The 16070-nt window shown below is 43.2% G+C and carries 16 protein-coding genes and 1 tRNA gene; 4 read left to right on the plus strand and 13 right to left on the minus strand.

The features are described from left to right. Window positions 1-484 precede the first annotated feature (484 nt). The 11 genes from ACWATR_RS21515 to ACWATR_RS21565 form a co-directional block, all read right to left on the minus strand. Window positions 485-1405, minus strand: coding sequence for an NAD(+) kinase (locus ACWATR_RS21515; protein WP_435025797.1), 921 nt, complete (start codon window positions 1403-1405; stop codon window positions 485-487). 6 nt (window positions 1406-1411) lie between these two features. After that, window positions 1412-1717 carry an NADH-quinone oxidoreductase subunit NuoK gene (nuoK, locus tag ACWATR_RS21520; protein ID WP_006199065.1) on the minus strand — a complete coding sequence of 102 codons (306 nt, stop codon included), beginning with the start codon at window positions 1715-1717 and terminating at the stop codon, window positions 1412-1414. A gap of 59 nt (window positions 1718-1776) precedes the next feature. Next, window positions 1777-2391 carry an NADH-quinone oxidoreductase subunit J gene (locus ACWATR_RS21525; protein ID WP_460336818.1) on the minus strand — a complete coding sequence of 205 codons (615 nt, stop codon included), beginning with the start codon at window positions 2389-2391 and terminating at the stop codon, window positions 1777-1779. 133 nt (window positions 2392-2524) lie between these two features. Further along, entirely contained in the window at window positions 2525-3109 is a 585-nt protein-coding gene (ndhI, locus tag ACWATR_RS21530) for an NAD(P)H-quinone oxidoreductase subunit I (protein ID WP_069070630.1), read from the minus strand. A gap of 106 nt (window positions 3110-3215) precedes the next feature. Continuing rightward, window positions 3216-4334: an NADH-quinone oxidoreductase subunit NuoH gene (nuoH, locus tag ACWATR_RS21535; protein ID WP_114083481.1), complete on the minus strand. Its 1119-nt coding sequence runs from the start codon at window positions 4332-4334 to the stop codon at window positions 3216-3218. Between the two features lie 369 nt (window positions 4335-4703). Next, window positions 4704-5840, minus strand: a complete 1137-nt coding sequence (locus ACWATR_RS21540; RefSeq protein ID WP_069070628.1) for a citrate synthase — start codon at window positions 5838-5840, stop codon at window positions 4704-4706. A 108-nt stretch (window positions 5841-5948) separates the two neighbouring features. Continuing rightward, a complete protein-coding gene (gene sixA, locus ACWATR_RS21545) occupies window positions 5949-6443 on the minus strand; it encodes a phosphohistidine phosphatase SixA (RefSeq protein ID WP_460336823.1) in 495 nt (164 codons plus the stop codon). 152 nt (window positions 6444-6595) lie between these two features. After that, entirely contained in the window at window positions 6596-6985 is a 390-nt protein-coding gene (locus ACWATR_RS21550) for a PIN domain-containing protein (RefSeq protein WP_460336826.1), read from the minus strand. Next, window positions 6978-7223 carry a hypothetical protein gene (locus tag ACWATR_RS21555; protein WP_460336829.1) on the minus strand — a complete coding sequence of 82 codons (246 nt, stop codon included), beginning with the start codon at window positions 7221-7223 and terminating at the stop codon, window positions 6978-6980. The genes ACWATR_RS21550 and ACWATR_RS21555 overlap by 8 nt, the downstream gene beginning before the upstream one ends. A gap of 121 nt (window positions 7224-7344) precedes the next feature. Then, a complete protein-coding gene (locus ACWATR_RS21560; RefSeq protein WP_460336832.1) occupies window positions 7345-7815 on the minus strand; it encodes a DUF29 domain-containing protein in 471 nt (156 codons plus the stop codon). A 279-nt stretch (window positions 7816-8094) separates the two neighbouring features. Continuing rightward, window positions 8095-9378 (minus strand): DHH family phosphoesterase, encoded by a 1284-nt coding sequence (locus ACWATR_RS21565; protein ID WP_181928619.1) that lies wholly within the window; start codon window positions 9376-9378, stop codon window positions 8095-8097. A 342-nt stretch (window positions 9379-9720) separates the two neighbouring features. Here ACWATR_RS21565 and ACWATR_RS21570 point away from each other — a divergent pair, with 342 nt between their 5' ends. Continuing rightward, window positions 9721-9966 carry a hypothetical protein gene (locus tag ACWATR_RS21570; RefSeq protein ID WP_460336836.1) on the plus strand — a complete coding sequence of 82 codons (246 nt, stop codon included), beginning with the start codon at window positions 9721-9723 and terminating at the stop codon, window positions 9964-9966. A gap of 64 nt (window positions 9967-10030) precedes the next feature. Here ACWATR_RS21570 and ACWATR_RS21575 read toward each other — a convergent pair whose 3' ends face one another. Next, on the minus strand, window positions 10031-10528 hold the full coding sequence (locus tag ACWATR_RS21575) for an HNH endonuclease (protein WP_435025793.1): 498 nt from the start codon (window positions 10526-10528) through the stop codon (window positions 10031-10033). A 439-nt stretch (window positions 10529-10967) separates the two neighbouring features. On the opposite strand from ACWATR_RS21575, the gene alr reads away from it, so the two are divergent. Together alr and ACWATR_RS21585 are read left to right on the plus strand one after the other, a co-directional pair. Continuing rightward, complete coding sequence (alr, locus tag ACWATR_RS21580) at window positions 10968-12155, plus strand: alanine racemase (protein ID WP_460336839.1); 1188 nt, start codon at window positions 10968-10970, stop codon at window positions 12153-12155. A gap of 104 nt (window positions 12156-12259) precedes the next feature. Then, window positions 12260-12341 (plus strand) — tRNA-Leu (locus tag ACWATR_RS21585). A gap of 422 nt (window positions 12342-12763) precedes the next feature. Here ACWATR_RS21585 and ACWATR_RS21590 read toward each other — a convergent pair. Further along, the gene (locus ACWATR_RS21590) at window positions 12764-14632 is read right to left on the minus strand and encodes an SUMF1/EgtB/PvdO family nonheme iron enzyme (protein ID WP_460336842.1); all 1869 of its coding nucleotides are present in this window, start codon (window positions 14630-14632) and stop codon (window positions 12764-12766) included. 496 nt (window positions 14633-15128) lie between these two features. On the opposite strand from ACWATR_RS21590, the gene ACWATR_RS21595 reads away from it, so the two are divergent. Next, window positions 15129-15545: a Pepco domain-containing protein gene (locus ACWATR_RS21595; RefSeq protein WP_460336845.1), complete on the plus strand. Its 417-nt coding sequence runs from the start codon at window positions 15129-15131 to the stop codon at window positions 15543-15545. Window positions 15546-16070: the final 525 nt, after the last annotated feature.

A 16070-nucleotide genomic window follows, 5' to 3' on the forward strand; every position in this document is an offset into this window, starting at 1 on the left:
CTACTTAGATTTGCGAAAATATTCTACTAGGATTTAGGCACTATACAAATAGCTCACATTATGCATTAATGTGTCGAAGCGTGATTGAGGCGGTTTTCGATAAAAGATCCTCTACAGAGATTTTTTACTCTCTTGGATTAGAGGTAGAGTGCTTTTATTATGGACATTAATTCCCAAAAAATCTGGCAATAAGATACAAAATTTTTCTTTGATATACGCTATAAATACAAGTCATACCAATTTGAAAAAAGAATGCGACAAATAGACCATTTGTAGAGACGCGATTCATCGCGTCTTTAGCAAAGATGTGTTGCAATCATTAATTGAATTGGTATCAGCAAAGAAAGTAAGGGCAGAAAACCCCCGGATGAATCCAGGGGCTTGAATAATTTTGGTTGCGATGCTTGCGGTGTTGGTGGGTACGCGATGTCTACGACGGGCTACGCCTACGCAATCTGCGGTAGATGCACTCTAAAATACTTAATTAATTACGGTGATTATTGCTGTAGTGAACTCTTGTACCTGCCCAAAGCAACTTCTCCCGTAGCGTCTGATAGTAGGAATTGTTCTCGCGCAAAATAATAAATTTAGCCCGACAATCTGCCATCCGCACATCAACGCGGTGTCCTGGCCAAATCGAAGTCCCCAACACTCCATCTGTCCACAGCTTGGTACTCAAATCGTAATCCCCCAAAGGCCAAATACTCACCACAGAACCAGGGGGTAAAACGAGGGGGCGACTAGAAAGGCTCATTGCACAAATGGGAGTAACAGTAATCGCCTCCATACCATCATGCATAATTGGCCCATTAGCAGAAACGGTATAACCAGTAGAACCTGTAGGAGTCGAAATAATCAACCCATCCCCGACGTATTGATCGACTACCTCACCGTCAATTTCCATTTCCAGAATTGAAGTAATCATTCGGTCAGCGGAGGCGGGTTTGACACAGAATTCATTCAAAGCCAGGTAATGTTCACTCACTGGTTCCAAATTAGATCCATGACCCTCATACACCGCAGCTTGCAACATCATCCGTCGTTGGATAGCATAGCGATCCTCAAACAGCCGATCCCAAACTTTCTCCGTATCCTGAAACTCTTCCACTGACTCAGTTAAAAACCCCAGATGACCTCCCACATTCACTCCCAGAATAGGGATGCCCGCTGGGGCTAAATGTCTGGCACCAGTTAAAACAGTACCATCGCCACCGAGTACCAAAGCGAGATCGATTGGTTGACCCGCTGAAGCCAAAAAGACAGGATAGGGGTTGTCTTTCGGCCCGCTAGGCCCCATCAACACATGGCACTCGCGACTTTCTAGTTGTTTAGCACAGATTTCTGCCCATTGTTTACTCCGGGCATCCCGCGCTTTATAAGCAATGATTACCTGCTTTAGTTGCACGCACAGTTACCACTTCAGGAGATTAAACTGCTCCATATCGACGGTATCGCGGTTGCGATAAATGGCAAGCACGATCGCTAAACCCACCGCCGCCTCGGCTGCGGCCACGGTAATCACAAATACTGTGAAAACCTGACCCTTAATTAATGTTGAGTCGAGGAAGTTGGAAAATGCCATTAAATTCAGATTAACAGCATTGAGCAGTAACTCAATTGACATCAGCACCCGCACAGCGTTGCGACTGGTAATTAAACCGTAGATGCCGATGCAGAATAAAGCTGCTGCTAGTAATAAAAAGTACTGGAGTTGCATGAATCTAAGTATCTCTCCTGAAAAATCTGGCTGTTTATCTGCGAATAAGGTCGCAAATATTACTCTTTCGTTTCACTGGTTGTTGATACCAGTTCTCTGGGGCGTTCTTGTAAAGTCAAAACAGTTTGCCCCACATCGGATCGTGTCAGTTGGTCTGGCAAATACTCACGACGTGCCAAAATAATTGCTCCTACCATCGCTATCAGCAGCAAAATGGAAGCCAGTTCAAAAGGTAGTAAAAAGTCAGTGAAGAAATGCTCTCCAATCAAAATTATAGAACTTTCACCACCCGCCACAGGAGCAGTTGAGTAAGCCCAAGGAGTAGCCAACACCATCGTACTTAAAAGACCAAACAATCCTACACTGACTAAACCTGTAAGTACTTTTCGCACCCAAGAGTTGGGAAATGCTACAAAATCCTGCCGCTTGTTCACCAACATAATGGCAAACAAAATCAGCACGTTAATCGCACCAACGTAAATTAGTATTTGTGCGGCGGCAACAAAATCACCATTCAGTAACAGGTAGATTCCCGCCATGCTGATGAACACACCCCCCAGCATAAAGGCAGAATAGACGATGTTGGAGAACAGCACCACACCAATGGCCGCCCCAATCATCATCACGCCCAGTATGCCAAGTGATACAAACTGTACTCCTTCTGCTAGATTCACTGTTTTTTGTCCTTAGTCAATTGTCATTGGTCATTGGTCATTGGTCATTGGTCATTGGTCATTGGTCATTGGTCATTGGTCAAATAACAATTGGACAAAGGACAAATGACAATGGACAAATGACAAACGACATTTATTTTTCCGTTTGTTCCACCAGGTCTTCTGGACGCGCACCTGCACGTGGCGCATCGGCGGGCAGTCCATGTGGTTCGAGGACGCCCTTGGGTAGGTAAACTAGTTCGCGCAGTGGTGTAACCATTGGGTCATCTGTTACCTTATAGGGCAGGCGACCTAGCGCTACGTTGTCATAGTTCAATTCATGGCGATCGTAAGTGGCAAGCTCATACTCTTCTGTCATGGATAGACAGTTAGTTGGGCAAAATTCCACACAATTACCGCAAAAGATACAAACTCCAAAGTCAATGCTGTAGTGGTTGAGTTTTTTCTTTTTGCTGGCTTTGTCGAATGCCCAATCTACTACAGGTAGGTTAATCGGACAAACGCGAACGCAAACTTCGCAGGCGATGCACTTATCAAATTCAAAGTGAATCCTACCGCGAAACCGTTCGCCAGGAATCAATTTTTCGTAAGGGTACTGTACGGTAATCGGACGCCGCCGCATGTGATCGAAGGTAACAGAAAGCCCCTGACCAATGTAACGCGCAGCTTGTACTGTTTCTTTGGCGTAATCACCAACTTGTTTCAGGAACTTGAGCATTTATGTTTCACTCTCTCTTTTTAAGCTATCAGCGTTATTTGTCCCTTGTCCTTTGTCCTTGGTCATTAGTCATTTGTACAAATGACTAATAACTAGTGACTAATGACTAACCACCAAAAGCGAAGGGAAAGGCTAGTTTCAGAGCGGCGGTTAATAGGAGATTAACCAAACCGACTGGTAACAAAAACTTCCATCCTAAATCTAACAGTTGGTCAATCCGTACCCGTGGCACTGTCCAGCGCAACAGGATGGCGACAAACACTAGTAAATAGGCTTTGAAGACGGTCATTGTGATCCCCAAAGAAGCAGTTACTATCTGGAACACAGGATTTAGTTCACTGACTCCCAGCCAACCAGCGATGAGGTTGAGGGGAATAGGAAAGTCCCAACCGCCCAGGTAGAGAATTGCTACTAGCAGGGAAGAAAGGATCAAGTTAACGTAGGAACCCAGGTAGAACAGACCGAATTTCATCCCTGAGTATTCAGTCTGATATCCTGCGACGATTTCTTCTTCCGCTTCGGGTAAGTCAAAGGGTAATCGTTCGCATTCAGCTAGGGCGGCTATCCAAAAGATCAGGAAACCGATTGGTTGTCGCCAAATATTCCAGCCCAGAATGCCGTAGCCAGATTGCTGATTGACAATATCAACGGTGCTGAGGCTGTTAGACATCATAGCGATCGCTAACACCGCCAACGCCAAAGGAATTTCATAACTAATAGATTGCGCTGCTGCCCGCAAGCCCCCTAAGAGGGAGTATTTGTTATTAGATGCATAGCCAGCCATCAACAAACCAATGGGCTGAATACTTGACAAGGCAATCCACAAGAAGACGCCCATGCCCACATTGCTAATAACGATATTCTGCCCAAAGGGAACGATCAGGAACGACAGAAACACCGGAATTACAACAATAATTGGGCCGAGGGTAAACAGCCAGGGGTCAGACTTGGCTGGTACTATATCTTCTTTAAATACCAACTTCAAACCATCCGCTACAGGTACCAGCAACCCAAAAGGGCCCTGGTATTCTGGCCCAATTCGCTGCTGTGCAGATGCGGAAATTTTTCGTTCTAGCCAAGTGGCTACCAATACCCCCACTGTTGCCCCAATCAGCATCAGTATCATTGGCAGTGGCATCCAAATCGCTTTGGCTGTTCCTGCTGGTATACCTAAATCCCGGAGGGATTCAATAAAAGTTCCTTGGAGGTCAATTCCTGAATTCATGTTTCCGCTCTTTAAGACATCGAGTCATGGTGAGTTACAACTATTAGTTAAATTAATACCTGTAAATTCACCCATTTTTAATTTTTGCCCAGATGACGCTTGATTGAAGATTTGTCGCTAATTCCCATGCCTAGTATATCCTTGGATGGTTTTAGCCCTCTGAAGCGAGATGAGAACTTCTACTTATGGTTGGCATTGAGATTGGCTATTGAGAGGACAGGAGGCAAGGGAGCAGGAGAGCAGGAGAGCAGGGGAGCAGGGGAGCAGGGGAGCAATTACAGCAAGTCTTTCCCCTCTGCCCCCCATCCCCTCTGCCCCTCTGCCTCTTTTCAATTCCCCATGCCCCATGCCCCATGCCCCATGCCCAATTTACCGTTGGTCAATGGGGGTATAAGTAACTTCGTGCAGACCATTATAAACCTGGGTAGGACGGAAAATCCGGTTTTCTGCTAGTTGTTCTTTCCAGTGGGCTAGCCAACCGGCAACGCGAGCGATCGCAAATATTGGTGTAAACAAGTCTGTGGGAATCCCCATTTTCCTATACACCAAACCGGAATAAAAGTCAATATTTGGATAAATCCCTTTACTACCGAGTTTTTCTCCTACCACTCGTTCCATTTCTTGAGCAATGTCATAGAACTGGTCATAGCCAAACTTCTCAAACAGTTGCTCTGCTAATCCTTGTAAAATTATGGCTCGTGGGTCTTTCACTTTATACACACGATGTCCAAAGCCCATAATCTTAGATTTAGTTTGCAGACAATGCTCTATGTAAGGACGGACATTTTCCACAGAGCCAATTTTTTCCAACATCTGAATTACTTCTTCATTCGCTCCGCCATGCAGGGGCCCTCCCAAGGTTCCCACAGCACTAGCAACCACAGCGTAAGGATCAGTCAAGGTGGAAGCTGTCACCCTGGCACTGAAGGTAGAAGCATTCATTGTATGCTCGACTTGAAGGATCAAGCAGATATCAAAAATCCGCGCCATTAAAGGATCGGGTTCTTGCTCATTGAGCATGTATAGAAAGTTGGACGAATAGTCTAAGTCATCACGGGGACGTACCGGGTCATTGCCTTTTCGCATCAGTTGGAACGCCGCCACCATTGTGGGAATCGTTGCTATCAGGCGTACCACTGAATCTCGAATGTAGGCAGGATTATGTAAATCCCGGAGCGAATAAAACAAGCCTAAAGCAGCAGCAGAGGCTTGTAAGGCATCCATTGGATGACCGCTTTCTGGAAAGCATTTCATCATGTCCCGAATGCGGTACTTTATTCGCCTGTGGTAACGAACTTCATGCTCAAATGTTTTCAGTTCTTCCTTGCTTGGCAGTTCGCCCCAGATTAAGAGATAAGCAGTTTCTAGGAATGTACTTTTTTCTGCTAGTTCTTCAATCCGGATGCCACGATATTCTAGTATTCCCTTTTGCCCATCAACATAGCTGATACTTGATTGAGCGGCGGGAATGCCTTCTAAACCAGGCTTGTATTCGCACACCATCATGGCAACACCATTTGCTTTTTGAAATATCTGATCAAGCTAACTTACCAGAAATTTATTGTCGCCATAACAGTAGCCGTTCTAACAACAATCGAAAATGTTGAAAAACTGTTATAGCAGGTACTTGGGTGGTGTCAACCAAAACATCTGACTACGACCCAGAGCAGAACCCGTTTCTGGTAGTTTTATCCCAATCATACCTGCTTTTTTCAAGACTAAGCTTTCTTTGACTTCTCCCCATAAGAGAATTTCTGCCCAATTGCTCAAACCAGGTTCATGTCCAACCAGCGCCAATTGGGTATTTTGTGAATAATTCCTCGGCTCTAACCAGTCTTTTAGCCAACTAGAAATTTGACCATCGGGGGCGAGGTGGCTAGATTCCTCTAACTGGGAGCTTAGTTTTTCTGCTATGAGGATTTCAGCCGTTTGGCGGGCCCGCACTAAGGGACTGGTGAGAATTAAATCAAAGCTTAAACCCAATTTAACAAGTTTCTGGGCAACTTTCTCAGTTTTTTGCCTTCCTTCTTTGGTTAGGCTGCGTTCCTCATCCTTGATGCCTAATCCTTTGTCTTCGGCGATGCCATGACGAATTAAATATAGTTCCATATTTTTAGTTTTATTAATGTAGCGGGGCATAACCCGTGCTTAGTTAGGAGTTAAGTCTGGTGTGACTTAATCTATCCTCATCTTAATCATTATTACGTATTCGTTGATCTGCCATCTGTTCGGTGCAACGCGGCGTTAGGTGTTCTAACGTGTTATGGATATGGCAATAGGTTTAAACCTTGAATAAATCTGTAATCCCGTTGGTTTTTTGTGATAAACGAGTAATTGCACACTATTGCTGTAGCTGCAATGAGACTATCAGGAATAGCCAAATTATGACTGAGCCGATAAGACCGCAATAAATCAACTGCTGTATCAGATACAGCCTGGTCAATCTTAATAATGTAAAACTGCTTGAGGAAATTTTCTAGTGTTTTTAGCTCTGCTTTGTTACGACAACCAACCATTAATTCCATTTGTGTGATTATGCTAATTGCCAAGCCAGAACTTGCTTTCAGATTTTGCAAACACTTTACTGCTTCGAGAACACCGCGACCTGTATCAATTAGAATATCAGTATCAACGATGGTTGAGTTAGTCATGTGACTTTGACCACTCATTTTCTCGAACACCACGCACCCAAGCAGTGCTATCAGCTAAATCTTGGCGATCGCTCCACATCCCAATAAAGCTATCATTTATAAAGTCAATATCAGGTGAGTCAGATGCAGGTTCAACTCCTCCATATTTTTGTCGCAAAAAAGCAATAAAGTCGATTACTTGACGCTGTGCTTCCGCAGGAAGAGACAAAAACTCGTTGAACAATTCTTGCTGTGTCATTCTTATGCCTTGAAAAATTAAAGGTGATAACTATAAAATATCTTGACACTAAAGATAAGCTGTATATTTACTCGATTTAGCGTATGGGATAACGGTTGTTATAAGCTAAATAAGCTTACGATTATTGGTCAGCGTTAGGATAAAAGTCTAAGTCTAAAATCTCATCAACAGAAAACGGACAAGCGATCGCAAAGTTATCTTCTGATAAACTTGTTTCCACCATTGCCTCTCGCCGCGCTCTTTGATAGATAGTATTTATCCACTCAGCATCATTTAAAAAACGCCGCAAGCTAGGACTTTCTTGCAGTAATTCATCTATATTCAGTCGCTCACGGGTAATAGTCACTTGCCATCTGTGACTGCGACGTTCGGGTTGATACTTCCACTTCAACAAATGCGATAAGACGAACCGCAACGCACTCTGCAACGCTCGCTGTTGACTCTTACCCAAGTCCACCACTTCCTCGATTAAGTGTTCTAAATCAAGCATGTCCCACTGATGCGACTGTAAAAGCTCTCCTGTCTGCTCTACCCACTCACAAAAATCTTGCTCATACAAAGTTTGTAAGATTTGGAGTTTTATAGACTTCATGGCGCTCCTTGTTCACAAATAAATAGGTAAACGCAAATTAATACCAATTCAATTAATGATTGCAACATATCCTTGGGTAAAGACGCGATGAATCGCGTCTCTACAAATGGTCTATTTGTCGCATTCTTTTTTCAAATTGGTATAACTTTGATTTCGTTCAGTTGTTGTCATAAAATCCAAATTCCCGACTTTTATCAAAAATCGGGAAGGGATGCTATCTGACCAAACACTTTGATCGCTGCATTAGTTAGGAGTTCTCCGCGTCTCCTTCGGTTCCCTCTACTCCGACTGAATCGGGTTATCTCTAGGATTAACCAACCTCAGCAGTTTTTGCTTAATTTGAGTGTCGAATACTTCCCATTTCATTTTCGCATAAGCGGAATTTTCGTTGCTGCCAGATAAGAAGCCCATTGGAATTTCAAAGCCGCCTGCACTTGTTCTTCCACCGCCGAAAAAGCGCCCTGTGCTATCTTGACCAAAGGCTTCTTTGATGAATTCATCGGGGTCAAGGGTAAGTTTGCTGGTTCTCAGGGAGCCGATGACTATCTCCAGTTCATCATCTTCATCGTGAACAATGCCATAAACTACGGCGGTGTGGACATTTTCTTCGGTGACGAGAAAATCAGCCGCTTGGGGGATGGCATCGCGGTCATCGTAACGTAAATAACCGACACCAGCAATGGAAAAGTTATTTTGGACGATGCGATTTTTTAGCGATCGCTCGATCACATCCATTACCCGCTTGGAACGGTTGGCCTGTAAAATGGCATTCAGCAGTTGAGCATCATAAAATCGGCTTAAATACGCCGCTGCCATAAAGTCTTCTTCTTGCGCTTGCATGAGCCGATTTGTATCCGATCGCAAGCCATGCATTAAGGCTGTAGCGCATTTGACGTGTTGATTTATGCTGCTATCTAATGCCAGTAATCCTGTTTGAAGATACTGCGTAAAAATTGTTGCAGTCGCTCTTACGTAAGGGCGAATATCCTCAAACTCTGATTGGAGATCACCTTGGATACTGTGATGGTCGATGAGTACTACTAGGGGAATTCCAGCTTGCTGTACCGCTGATAGTAGCTGTGAAGTGGTTCCCTGGTTATCAATTAATACAAAACCTTGATAAGATGACAAATCTTTGGTTTTCAAGGTTTGCGTTGTCCAGCGTTGGATAGGTAAATTAGTCAACCTTACCAAGGCAATATTTTCTTGATGGCTCAATGCACCAGCATAAATGATTTCACATTTGATATCATATTGCTGGGCAATTAACTGGTAAGCCCAGGCACAGGAAAGGGCATCAGGGTCAGGAAAATCTTGCAGAATTACGAGCTGGCGATCGTGTCTGTGCGCCAGAAGGGTTCTTTGTAGTTCTTCTGACTTTTGTTGTGCCAGGGAATTACCGCGGTGACTGAGATATATAGCCCCATCACCTACCGATGGCGGTAATGATGGACTTTTAAATGCAACTTCCACTGGCGCTTTCTCGATTTCAGGTTCCTCTTGGTTTGGCTCTGTGGTCAATGACAAACTCTCAAACTGAGTAACGGGCGAATTCAAGTACATAGGGAACTTTTTTAAAGTGTGAGGCTCCTTTAATTCAGAGATACTACGAGCAGCAGTTCACTGAATTTAGCCACATTATTTTGATCTTCGCAAAAATATTAAGACATTGCACTATACATCTAAGTATATTTTTTGTCAGTAACAGCGCTTAACTTCAACTAAATTCCACTCAAGGGCGTACACCAAGGAAGTTTAGTAGATCGGGCTGTATGTGGCAGCATAAATCTGTTTTAGGAGCTTTTTCTCTCTTCTGTAAATTGAATCAGCGGGATTTTTATCTGACTTAGGGTATATTTTCTATCTTATACTTTAGGATTAGTCCTTGATATTTGAAATATTCTTATGCTTAATATTCTCATTATTGTGACTATTGAGCAATTAACAATTATTTTTGATGAACAACGCCTGTTTCGTATCCCCTTTGAAAATTCTGATAATTCTGATAATTTTAGAGCGAAGTCCAGTGAAAGAAGGCAGGGAAGACGAGAAGTAAAGAAGAAACCCCATACATTAAGTAGAAGCTTGAGGATTGACGCACTCGCCTTCGTTGCAAGCCATATAGCCGCGAATTTTTCTCACACTCCATAACTAATAGTTATTGGCTATGTCCCAAAGAAAGAGGGTATTTCTTCTTTCTCCTTTGCTTTTTTGCTCAAAGACCTATAACATACTTTTGCCACTCTGTGTGCAGTCCACTTTTAAGATGTTTGCTGACCTCGAAATAGAGGCTGCTATAAGGTTGGCGGGGAGGATGACGCAAAGGCATGTGAGCTTCGTGGGGAGTCCGACTGCCTTTTTTGACATTGCAACGGACACAAGCTGTCACAATGTTTTCCCAGGTATCGCCACCGCCGCGCGATCGCGGTATTACATGATCTAGTGTCAATTCATCCCCTGTGTAACCACAGTATTGACAGGCATGACTATCACGGTGCAATATATTTCGGCGAGTCAGAGGAATTTCTTTATAAGGAACACGTACATAATGACGTAACCGGATCACGGTAGGCAGCGGGAAATCCGAGTAAAGGAATTTACCGTTGTGTTCCACGCGTTCTGCTTTGCCCTTGATTAACAGAACCGCAGCGCGACGCCAGCTCGTTATATTGAGAGGTTCGTAAGAGGCGTTTAAGACTAAAACCTTCCCCATTTATCTGCGCTCAGGGTATTAGCTTTACATAAATATTAACACAATTACACCCTGCTAGGGAGATGAGAATAAATTATACTTTCGGGAGAATTTGAAAATTGAGTTAGGAGTGAGGAGTGAGGAGTTAAGAGTTAGGAGTTAGAAGTGAGGAGTTAAGAGTTGGAAAGTCAAATTTATCACTTGATTAAATTACTTACTTAGACTGACGTAATCGCGCAGCGTCTCGTAGAGAAGAACGGAGTAAAAACTTGAGCCGTAAGATTAACTTCTAACTTCTAACTCCTCACTCCTCACTCTTAACTTTTACTTTACTGCCCCAATATCTTGTATCAATTCCAATATGAAGGGTAAACTTCCTATTTAATCTGATCTCGCTTTTAGGAGCGTGTATAGATAGATAACTTGAAGTTTAGCCGTGGTGGGATAGGAGTCAGTACAAATGTTAAGTCGCAAAGAAATCCCCGGTGTAGTTCCTAATCAGCAGTGCGACCCCTACGCGTGGTTTTCGCAACGAGCTTGGGTAGAAATTGATTTAGGAGCATTGTCTTACAACGTACAGCAATTGGTGCAGTTTTTATCGCCGAATACCCAGTTGATGGCAGTAGTAAAAGCTGATGCTTATGGACATGGAGCGGTAACAGTCGCCCAAACTGTAATTCAATCGGGAGCTAGTTGGCTGGGAGTCGCTACAGTTCCAGAAGCTATTCAATTGCGAGAAGGTGGGATTCAAGCACCCATTTTGATTTTAGGAGCAACTCATACACCAGAGCAGATTCATGCGATCGCACATTGGAAACTCCAGCCCACACTCTGTAGCCCTAAACAAGCTCTAGTATTTTCCGATACCTTGGAATCGATGAATTATGGTTCTCCAGTCCCCGTACATATCAAATTAGACACGGGAATGTCTAGGTTGGGAACTAATTGGCAGCAAGCTGGCGAATTTGTGCAATTAGTCCAGCGCTTACCACATCTATCGATTGCCAGTATTTATTCCCATTTGGCAACAGCAGATGATCCTGATCCGACGGCAATGGAAGAACAGCATAAACGATTTGAGGAAGCGATCGCTCAAATCAAAGCAATGGGAATTCAAGTACCTTGCTTGCACTTGGCAAACTCAGCGGCTGCACTCACAAATCCGGCATTGCACTACGATATTGTGCGAGTAGGTTTAGCCGTTTACGGACTCTACCCAGCAGCACATTTGCAAAATGCGATCGACCTCAAGCCCGTTTTGCAACTTAAGGCAAGAGTTACCCAAGTTAAAACAATTGCCGCAGGAACATCTGTCAGCTACGGTCATAAATTTATTGCCCCGCGTGAACTTCGCCTTGCCGTCGTGGGAATTGGCTATGCTGACGGTGTTCCTCGCAGTCTTTCCAACAAAATGCAGGTGTTAATTCGCGGTCAGCGGGTGTCGCAAATTGGCACAATTACAATGGATCAGTTGATGCTGGATGTGAGTGCCATACCCAATATCCAAGAAGGAGAAGTAGTCACCTTGCTAGGGGAACAGGGAAAAGAACAAATTTCAGCGGATGACTGGGCAGAACAATTAAACACTATTTCTTGGGAAATTCTGTGTGGTTTCAAGCATCGTCTGCCTCGTGTTGCAGTTATGTAATTGGGCATGGGCCATTGGGCATGGGGCATAGGAAATTAATTTCTCCCTTGTCCCCGATTCCCTATTGCTATAATTATTTTCTTATGATAAGTTAGTAAACTGATGCGGATGTGGCGAAATTGGCAGACGCGCTAGATTTAGGTTCTAGTTCCGAAAGGAGTGAAGGTTCAAGTCCTTTCATCCGCATTTTTAATTTCTGAAAACTGCATGAGCCAACAGACTCATGCAGTTTTTGAATTAATTTATCCTCAACTGCAAGCAGGGAAGTCAGAAGAGCTATATCTTGCTGACATAACGCCGTGTGCGACTTTCTCTCAGACCTAACCCCCAACCCCTTCCCTACAAGGGAAGGGGAGCAAGAATCAAAGCCTCTCTCCGTTTCGGGGAGAGGTTTGGAGAGGGGTTTCAATAATAAGTCGCACATCGCGTGGCATAAGAAAATTATTGTCTGTGTTTTTTACAGCAGTTTTCATGTAAATAGCTGTAAGATTAATTTTCTGTCTAATTCAACCTTTGATTCTCAAAAAAATTAGATCGTTCCGCTCCGCTACACTCAAAAAGGGTAAAGAGAATAAGAGCAAAGGGCAAAAGAGCTAAAGTGTAAAGGGCTAAAGAGTCCTCCCGGCAGCGCACACAATACGAAAACCAATATTGTTGCCGTGGACGACGCGCGTGAAGCTGCCGTTGCGATACGCGGAACGGCAGTACCCAGGATTGAAGATCCAGGAACCGCCCCGCAGCATTTTATATTGATTATCATTATCTATCCATGCACTTCCATCTCTAGGCGCTCTTTCATAGCTGTCATGCCGATTATCTTGACACCACTCCCAAACATTCCCATGCATGTCGTATAATCCAAAGCCGTTGGGTGGAAAACTGCCTACTTCTGTTGTTTCTCCACGCTTTTTTCCTTTTGGCTCAGAAGCGTAAGTATAATTTCCATCGTAGTTAGCTAACTCAGTTGTAAGCGTCTCGCCAAAGTGAAAGGGTGTATTTGTGCTTGCACGACAGGCATATTCCCATTCCGCTTCACTCGGTAGACGATATTGCTTATTTGTATATTTGGAGAGGCGATCGCAAAATTCAACTGCATCGTCCCAAGATACTTTCTCTACTGGTCGTTTATCTCCTTTAAAATAAGATGGGTCTGCTTTCAGGTCACGGTTAAGTTTGGGTAGTGCTGCTACTCTCCTCCATTGCGCTTGGGTAACTGGATATTTACCCATGAAAAATGATCGAACCATTACTTCGTGCTGAGGTTTTTCTCTTCTAAACCTATCCCAACTGAGTTTTTGCACAAGCCTTTCTATCTCTTCATCTTCTGTACCCATCAGGAATGTACCATCGGGGATATGCACCATTTCTAAGCTGACACCATTTCCTAAGTCTTCGGTGAAATATTGGGCTTTGCTTGTGTCTCGTTTCACCTCTTGACCACTTGCATTTACCTTCACAATCTCAAACTGAAAAATCTGTAGTTCACTTTGATGTGCTGTAGGTGCTGGTTCAGAAACTCCTGATCTCCCACCGTTTGGCAAAGGTTCAGGACTTTTTGGAGGTGCAGAAGACTCTCCTTGTCGCAGAAAAATTCTAGAAAATGCTTCAATTGCTTGCATATCAGAACCCCTAGCAGCCACATTCACGCGAATCCATAACTGTCTAGCTAATTCCCAATCTCCTTTAACTTCAGCTTCATAAGCATCGACTTTTATCTGGGTAATATCAGCTAGGGTGGCATAGTCGGGCAACAAAATTAAGTGTAATTTGGTAGCTGGTTCGGCTTTAGCATAAGGATGTTGTGGATTTTTCTGGTAGGTTTGATTGATTGTAGGTACTGTCGATTGTAAATATCTGTCCAATCTTTCTACTGTGGCGCAGTTTCCTGCACCTGCTATCCTCAACCCATCTAACAACGCCTGAGTAAATGAGCCGTGTTGCAACTGGTCAATTTCATAAGACTTTTGACTGGGACTGCAAGAGTAAAAAGTGACTACTCCCTGATGTTCTTTACCAATACCCTCTCCTCCCCTGCTTCCTTCATCGCGGCAAGCATCTAAAAACAACACTACATTATCTGCTCCACTACGGCGCAATCTTTGGGTAACATAATCAACAGGGATTGCCGTATGTTCTACATCCCCTGGATCGCTATCTATGAGCATGAGATAATCACGGTCAGCTTCACGACAACCATGACCAGCAAAGAAAAACCAGAGATTATCCCCTGGTGCTAATAGTGGTTTTTCAAAGTTTGCCCTTAAAAACCGCCGCAAATTACCGTAAGTAGCCTGAGTGGGAATGGGTGGAGAAGTCTTAATTGGGGGAGAATCTTCTGTAAACAAAAATACTTTGTCAAACCGCACTTCCTTTTGAAACCAATCGCGCATAGCTTCGGCATCTAGTTTGGCGTAGTTTAGGTGCTGAAGATTGTTGTACTGGTTAATGCCGATCGCGATCGCCCAATTTTTAGCCATTTCTGCGTTCGTATTGACTAATTTATTCTTCCTTATTGCAAGTTTACGTGTTGCTACTGAATAATAGTAATACACTGCTCATGCAGTTTATAGTCTGAAACTAAAAAAATTGCCTGACATAACTAAACCTCAAATTATTAGACCTCTTGCATAAATCAAAAATAAGAAAGAACCCCACCCCGCCAAAGCTACGCTTTGTCTCCCCTCCTCGCTTGCCTACAGTGTAGACACAAGTCGAATTACCCCCCTTAATCCCCCCTTGGAAAGGGGGGAAACCGGAAAATCTAGTTCCCTCCCCTTTCCAAGGGGAGGGTTAGGGTGGGGTAAAACCCTGGTTAATCAGCTATTTCAGACTTGTGTGTACACCGTAGCCCCGCTTGCGGGGAGGGGTTGAGGGTGGGGTGTTAGGGACTTTTGCAAGAGGTCTACTAATGAATATGTTGTGCATCTACGATTATCTGTACTTAAATCAAGAATAATTTCAATAATTAAATTTATGTCAGCAGAAAATTCCACCCCCAAAGCCATCTGGATTCTTACTGAAGAAACAGCCCAAACATCAAGTACAACTAGTGAAACATTGATAAATAGTGGAGCAAGAAGCAGTAGAGATACAGGAGGAATACTGGGAGTTGAAACTACAGAAGAAATAGTTGTCAGCCGAAAAAGAGACGAAATAGTAATTACTAGACACAAAGTAGAGGTAACGAAACTCAAGCAAGAGATGAAGGGATTTCTGCAAGCAATGCGGGAAATGCTTGATGAAGCTGATCAACCAGATTCTAAGCTTCAGCTTGATGAGGTTGAACTCTCAGTAGAAGTTAATGGCGAAGGACAAATCAGTTTATTTGGGATTGGTGGTGGGAAGGCTGGGGGAAAAGGAGCGATGACTTTTAAATTCAAGCGCAAATAAAAATAAATGCTCTCTTAATGCCTAATGTAGAGATGTGGCCTAGTTTACAGCCGTAGGGATAGCGATCGCACAATATCAACAGTAAGAATAAATTAGCGATCGCACAATTTTTTTGAACAACAACTCATTAAAGTATAAAATCTTACTTAAAATATTCTAACTTTTGAATTCTGAGTTCTGGTTTTATTTTTATCCAAAAAATCAGTATTATCCCCGTAGTCATAACGTGGGTATTTAATTAAAAGTGGCTTCATATAGTTCTTATTTGCTTAAAAACTAGATTGTATTTAAGTGTAAATACAGTAGTTCAAATATATTAACCTTTACAAAATCAGTATTATTCCTGTGGTCAGAATGGGGTTACTCAATGGAAAGTGGCTTCATCTACTCTTGACATTTTTATGTCTTATTTCTCGAAAGATGGTCATAAATCTCAGTAACAGTAAATAAATTAATAAGAATTTACGAATTTACTAAGATTTGCTCATCTGAAAATAACGCTACTGTCGTTGAGTTTCACCACAA

It is taken from the genome of Nostoc sp. UIC 10890 (assembly GCF_054786515.1).

Bases quoted from the DNA above. Each gene is read 5' to 3' on its own strand.
- nuoK (WP_006199065.1), bottom strand. From the start codon at position 1,717: ATGCAACTCCAGTACTTTTTATTACTAGCAGCAGCTTTATTCTGCATC.
- ndhI (WP_069070630.1), bottom strand. From the start codon at position 3,109: ATGCTCAAGTTCCTGAAACAAGTTGGTGATTACGCCAAAGAAACAGTA.
- nuoH (WP_114083481.1), bottom strand. From the start codon at position 4,334: ATGAATTCAGGAATTGACCTCCAAGGAACTTTTATTGAATCCCTCCGG.
- ACWATR_RS21540 (WP_069070628.1), bottom strand. From the start codon at position 5,840: ATGATGGTGTGCGAATACAAGCCTGGTTTAGAAGGCATTCCCGCCGCT.
- sixA (WP_460336823.1), bottom strand. From the start codon at position 6,443: ATGGAACTATATTTAATTCGTCATGGCATCGCCGAAGACAAAGGATTA.
- ACWATR_RS21550 (WP_460336826.1), bottom strand. From the start codon at position 6,985: ATGACTAACTCAACCATCGTTGATACTGATATTCTAATTGATACAGGT.
- ACWATR_RS21555 (WP_460336829.1), bottom strand. From the start codon at position 7,223: ATGACACAGCAAGAATTGTTCAACGAGTTTTTGTCTCTTCCTGCGGAA.
- ACWATR_RS21560 (WP_460336832.1), bottom strand. From the start codon at position 7,815: ATGAAGTCTATAAAACTCCAAATCTTACAAACTTTGTATGAGCAAGAT.
- ACWATR_RS21565 (WP_181928619.1), bottom strand. From the start codon at position 9,378: ATGTACTTGAATTCGCCCGTTACTCAGTTTGAGAGTTTGTCATTGACC.
- ACWATR_RS21570 (WP_460336836.1), top strand. From the start codon at position 9,721: ATGCTTAATATTCTCATTATTGTGACTATTGAGCAATTAACAATTATT.
- ACWATR_RS21575 (WP_435025793.1), bottom strand. From the start codon at position 10,528: ATGGGGAAGGTTTTAGTCTTAAACGCCTCTTACGAACCTCTCAATATA.
- alr (WP_460336839.1), top strand. From the start codon at position 10,968: ATGTTAAGTCGCAAAGAAATCCCCGGTGTAGTTCCTAATCAGCAGTGC.
- ACWATR_RS21590 (WP_460336842.1), bottom strand. From the start codon at position 14,632: ATGGCTAAAAATTGGGCGATCGCGATCGGCATTAACCAGTACAACAAT.
- ACWATR_RS21595 (WP_460336845.1), top strand. From the start codon at position 15,129: ATGTCAGCAGAAAATTCCACCCCCAAAGCCATCTGGATTCTTACTGAA.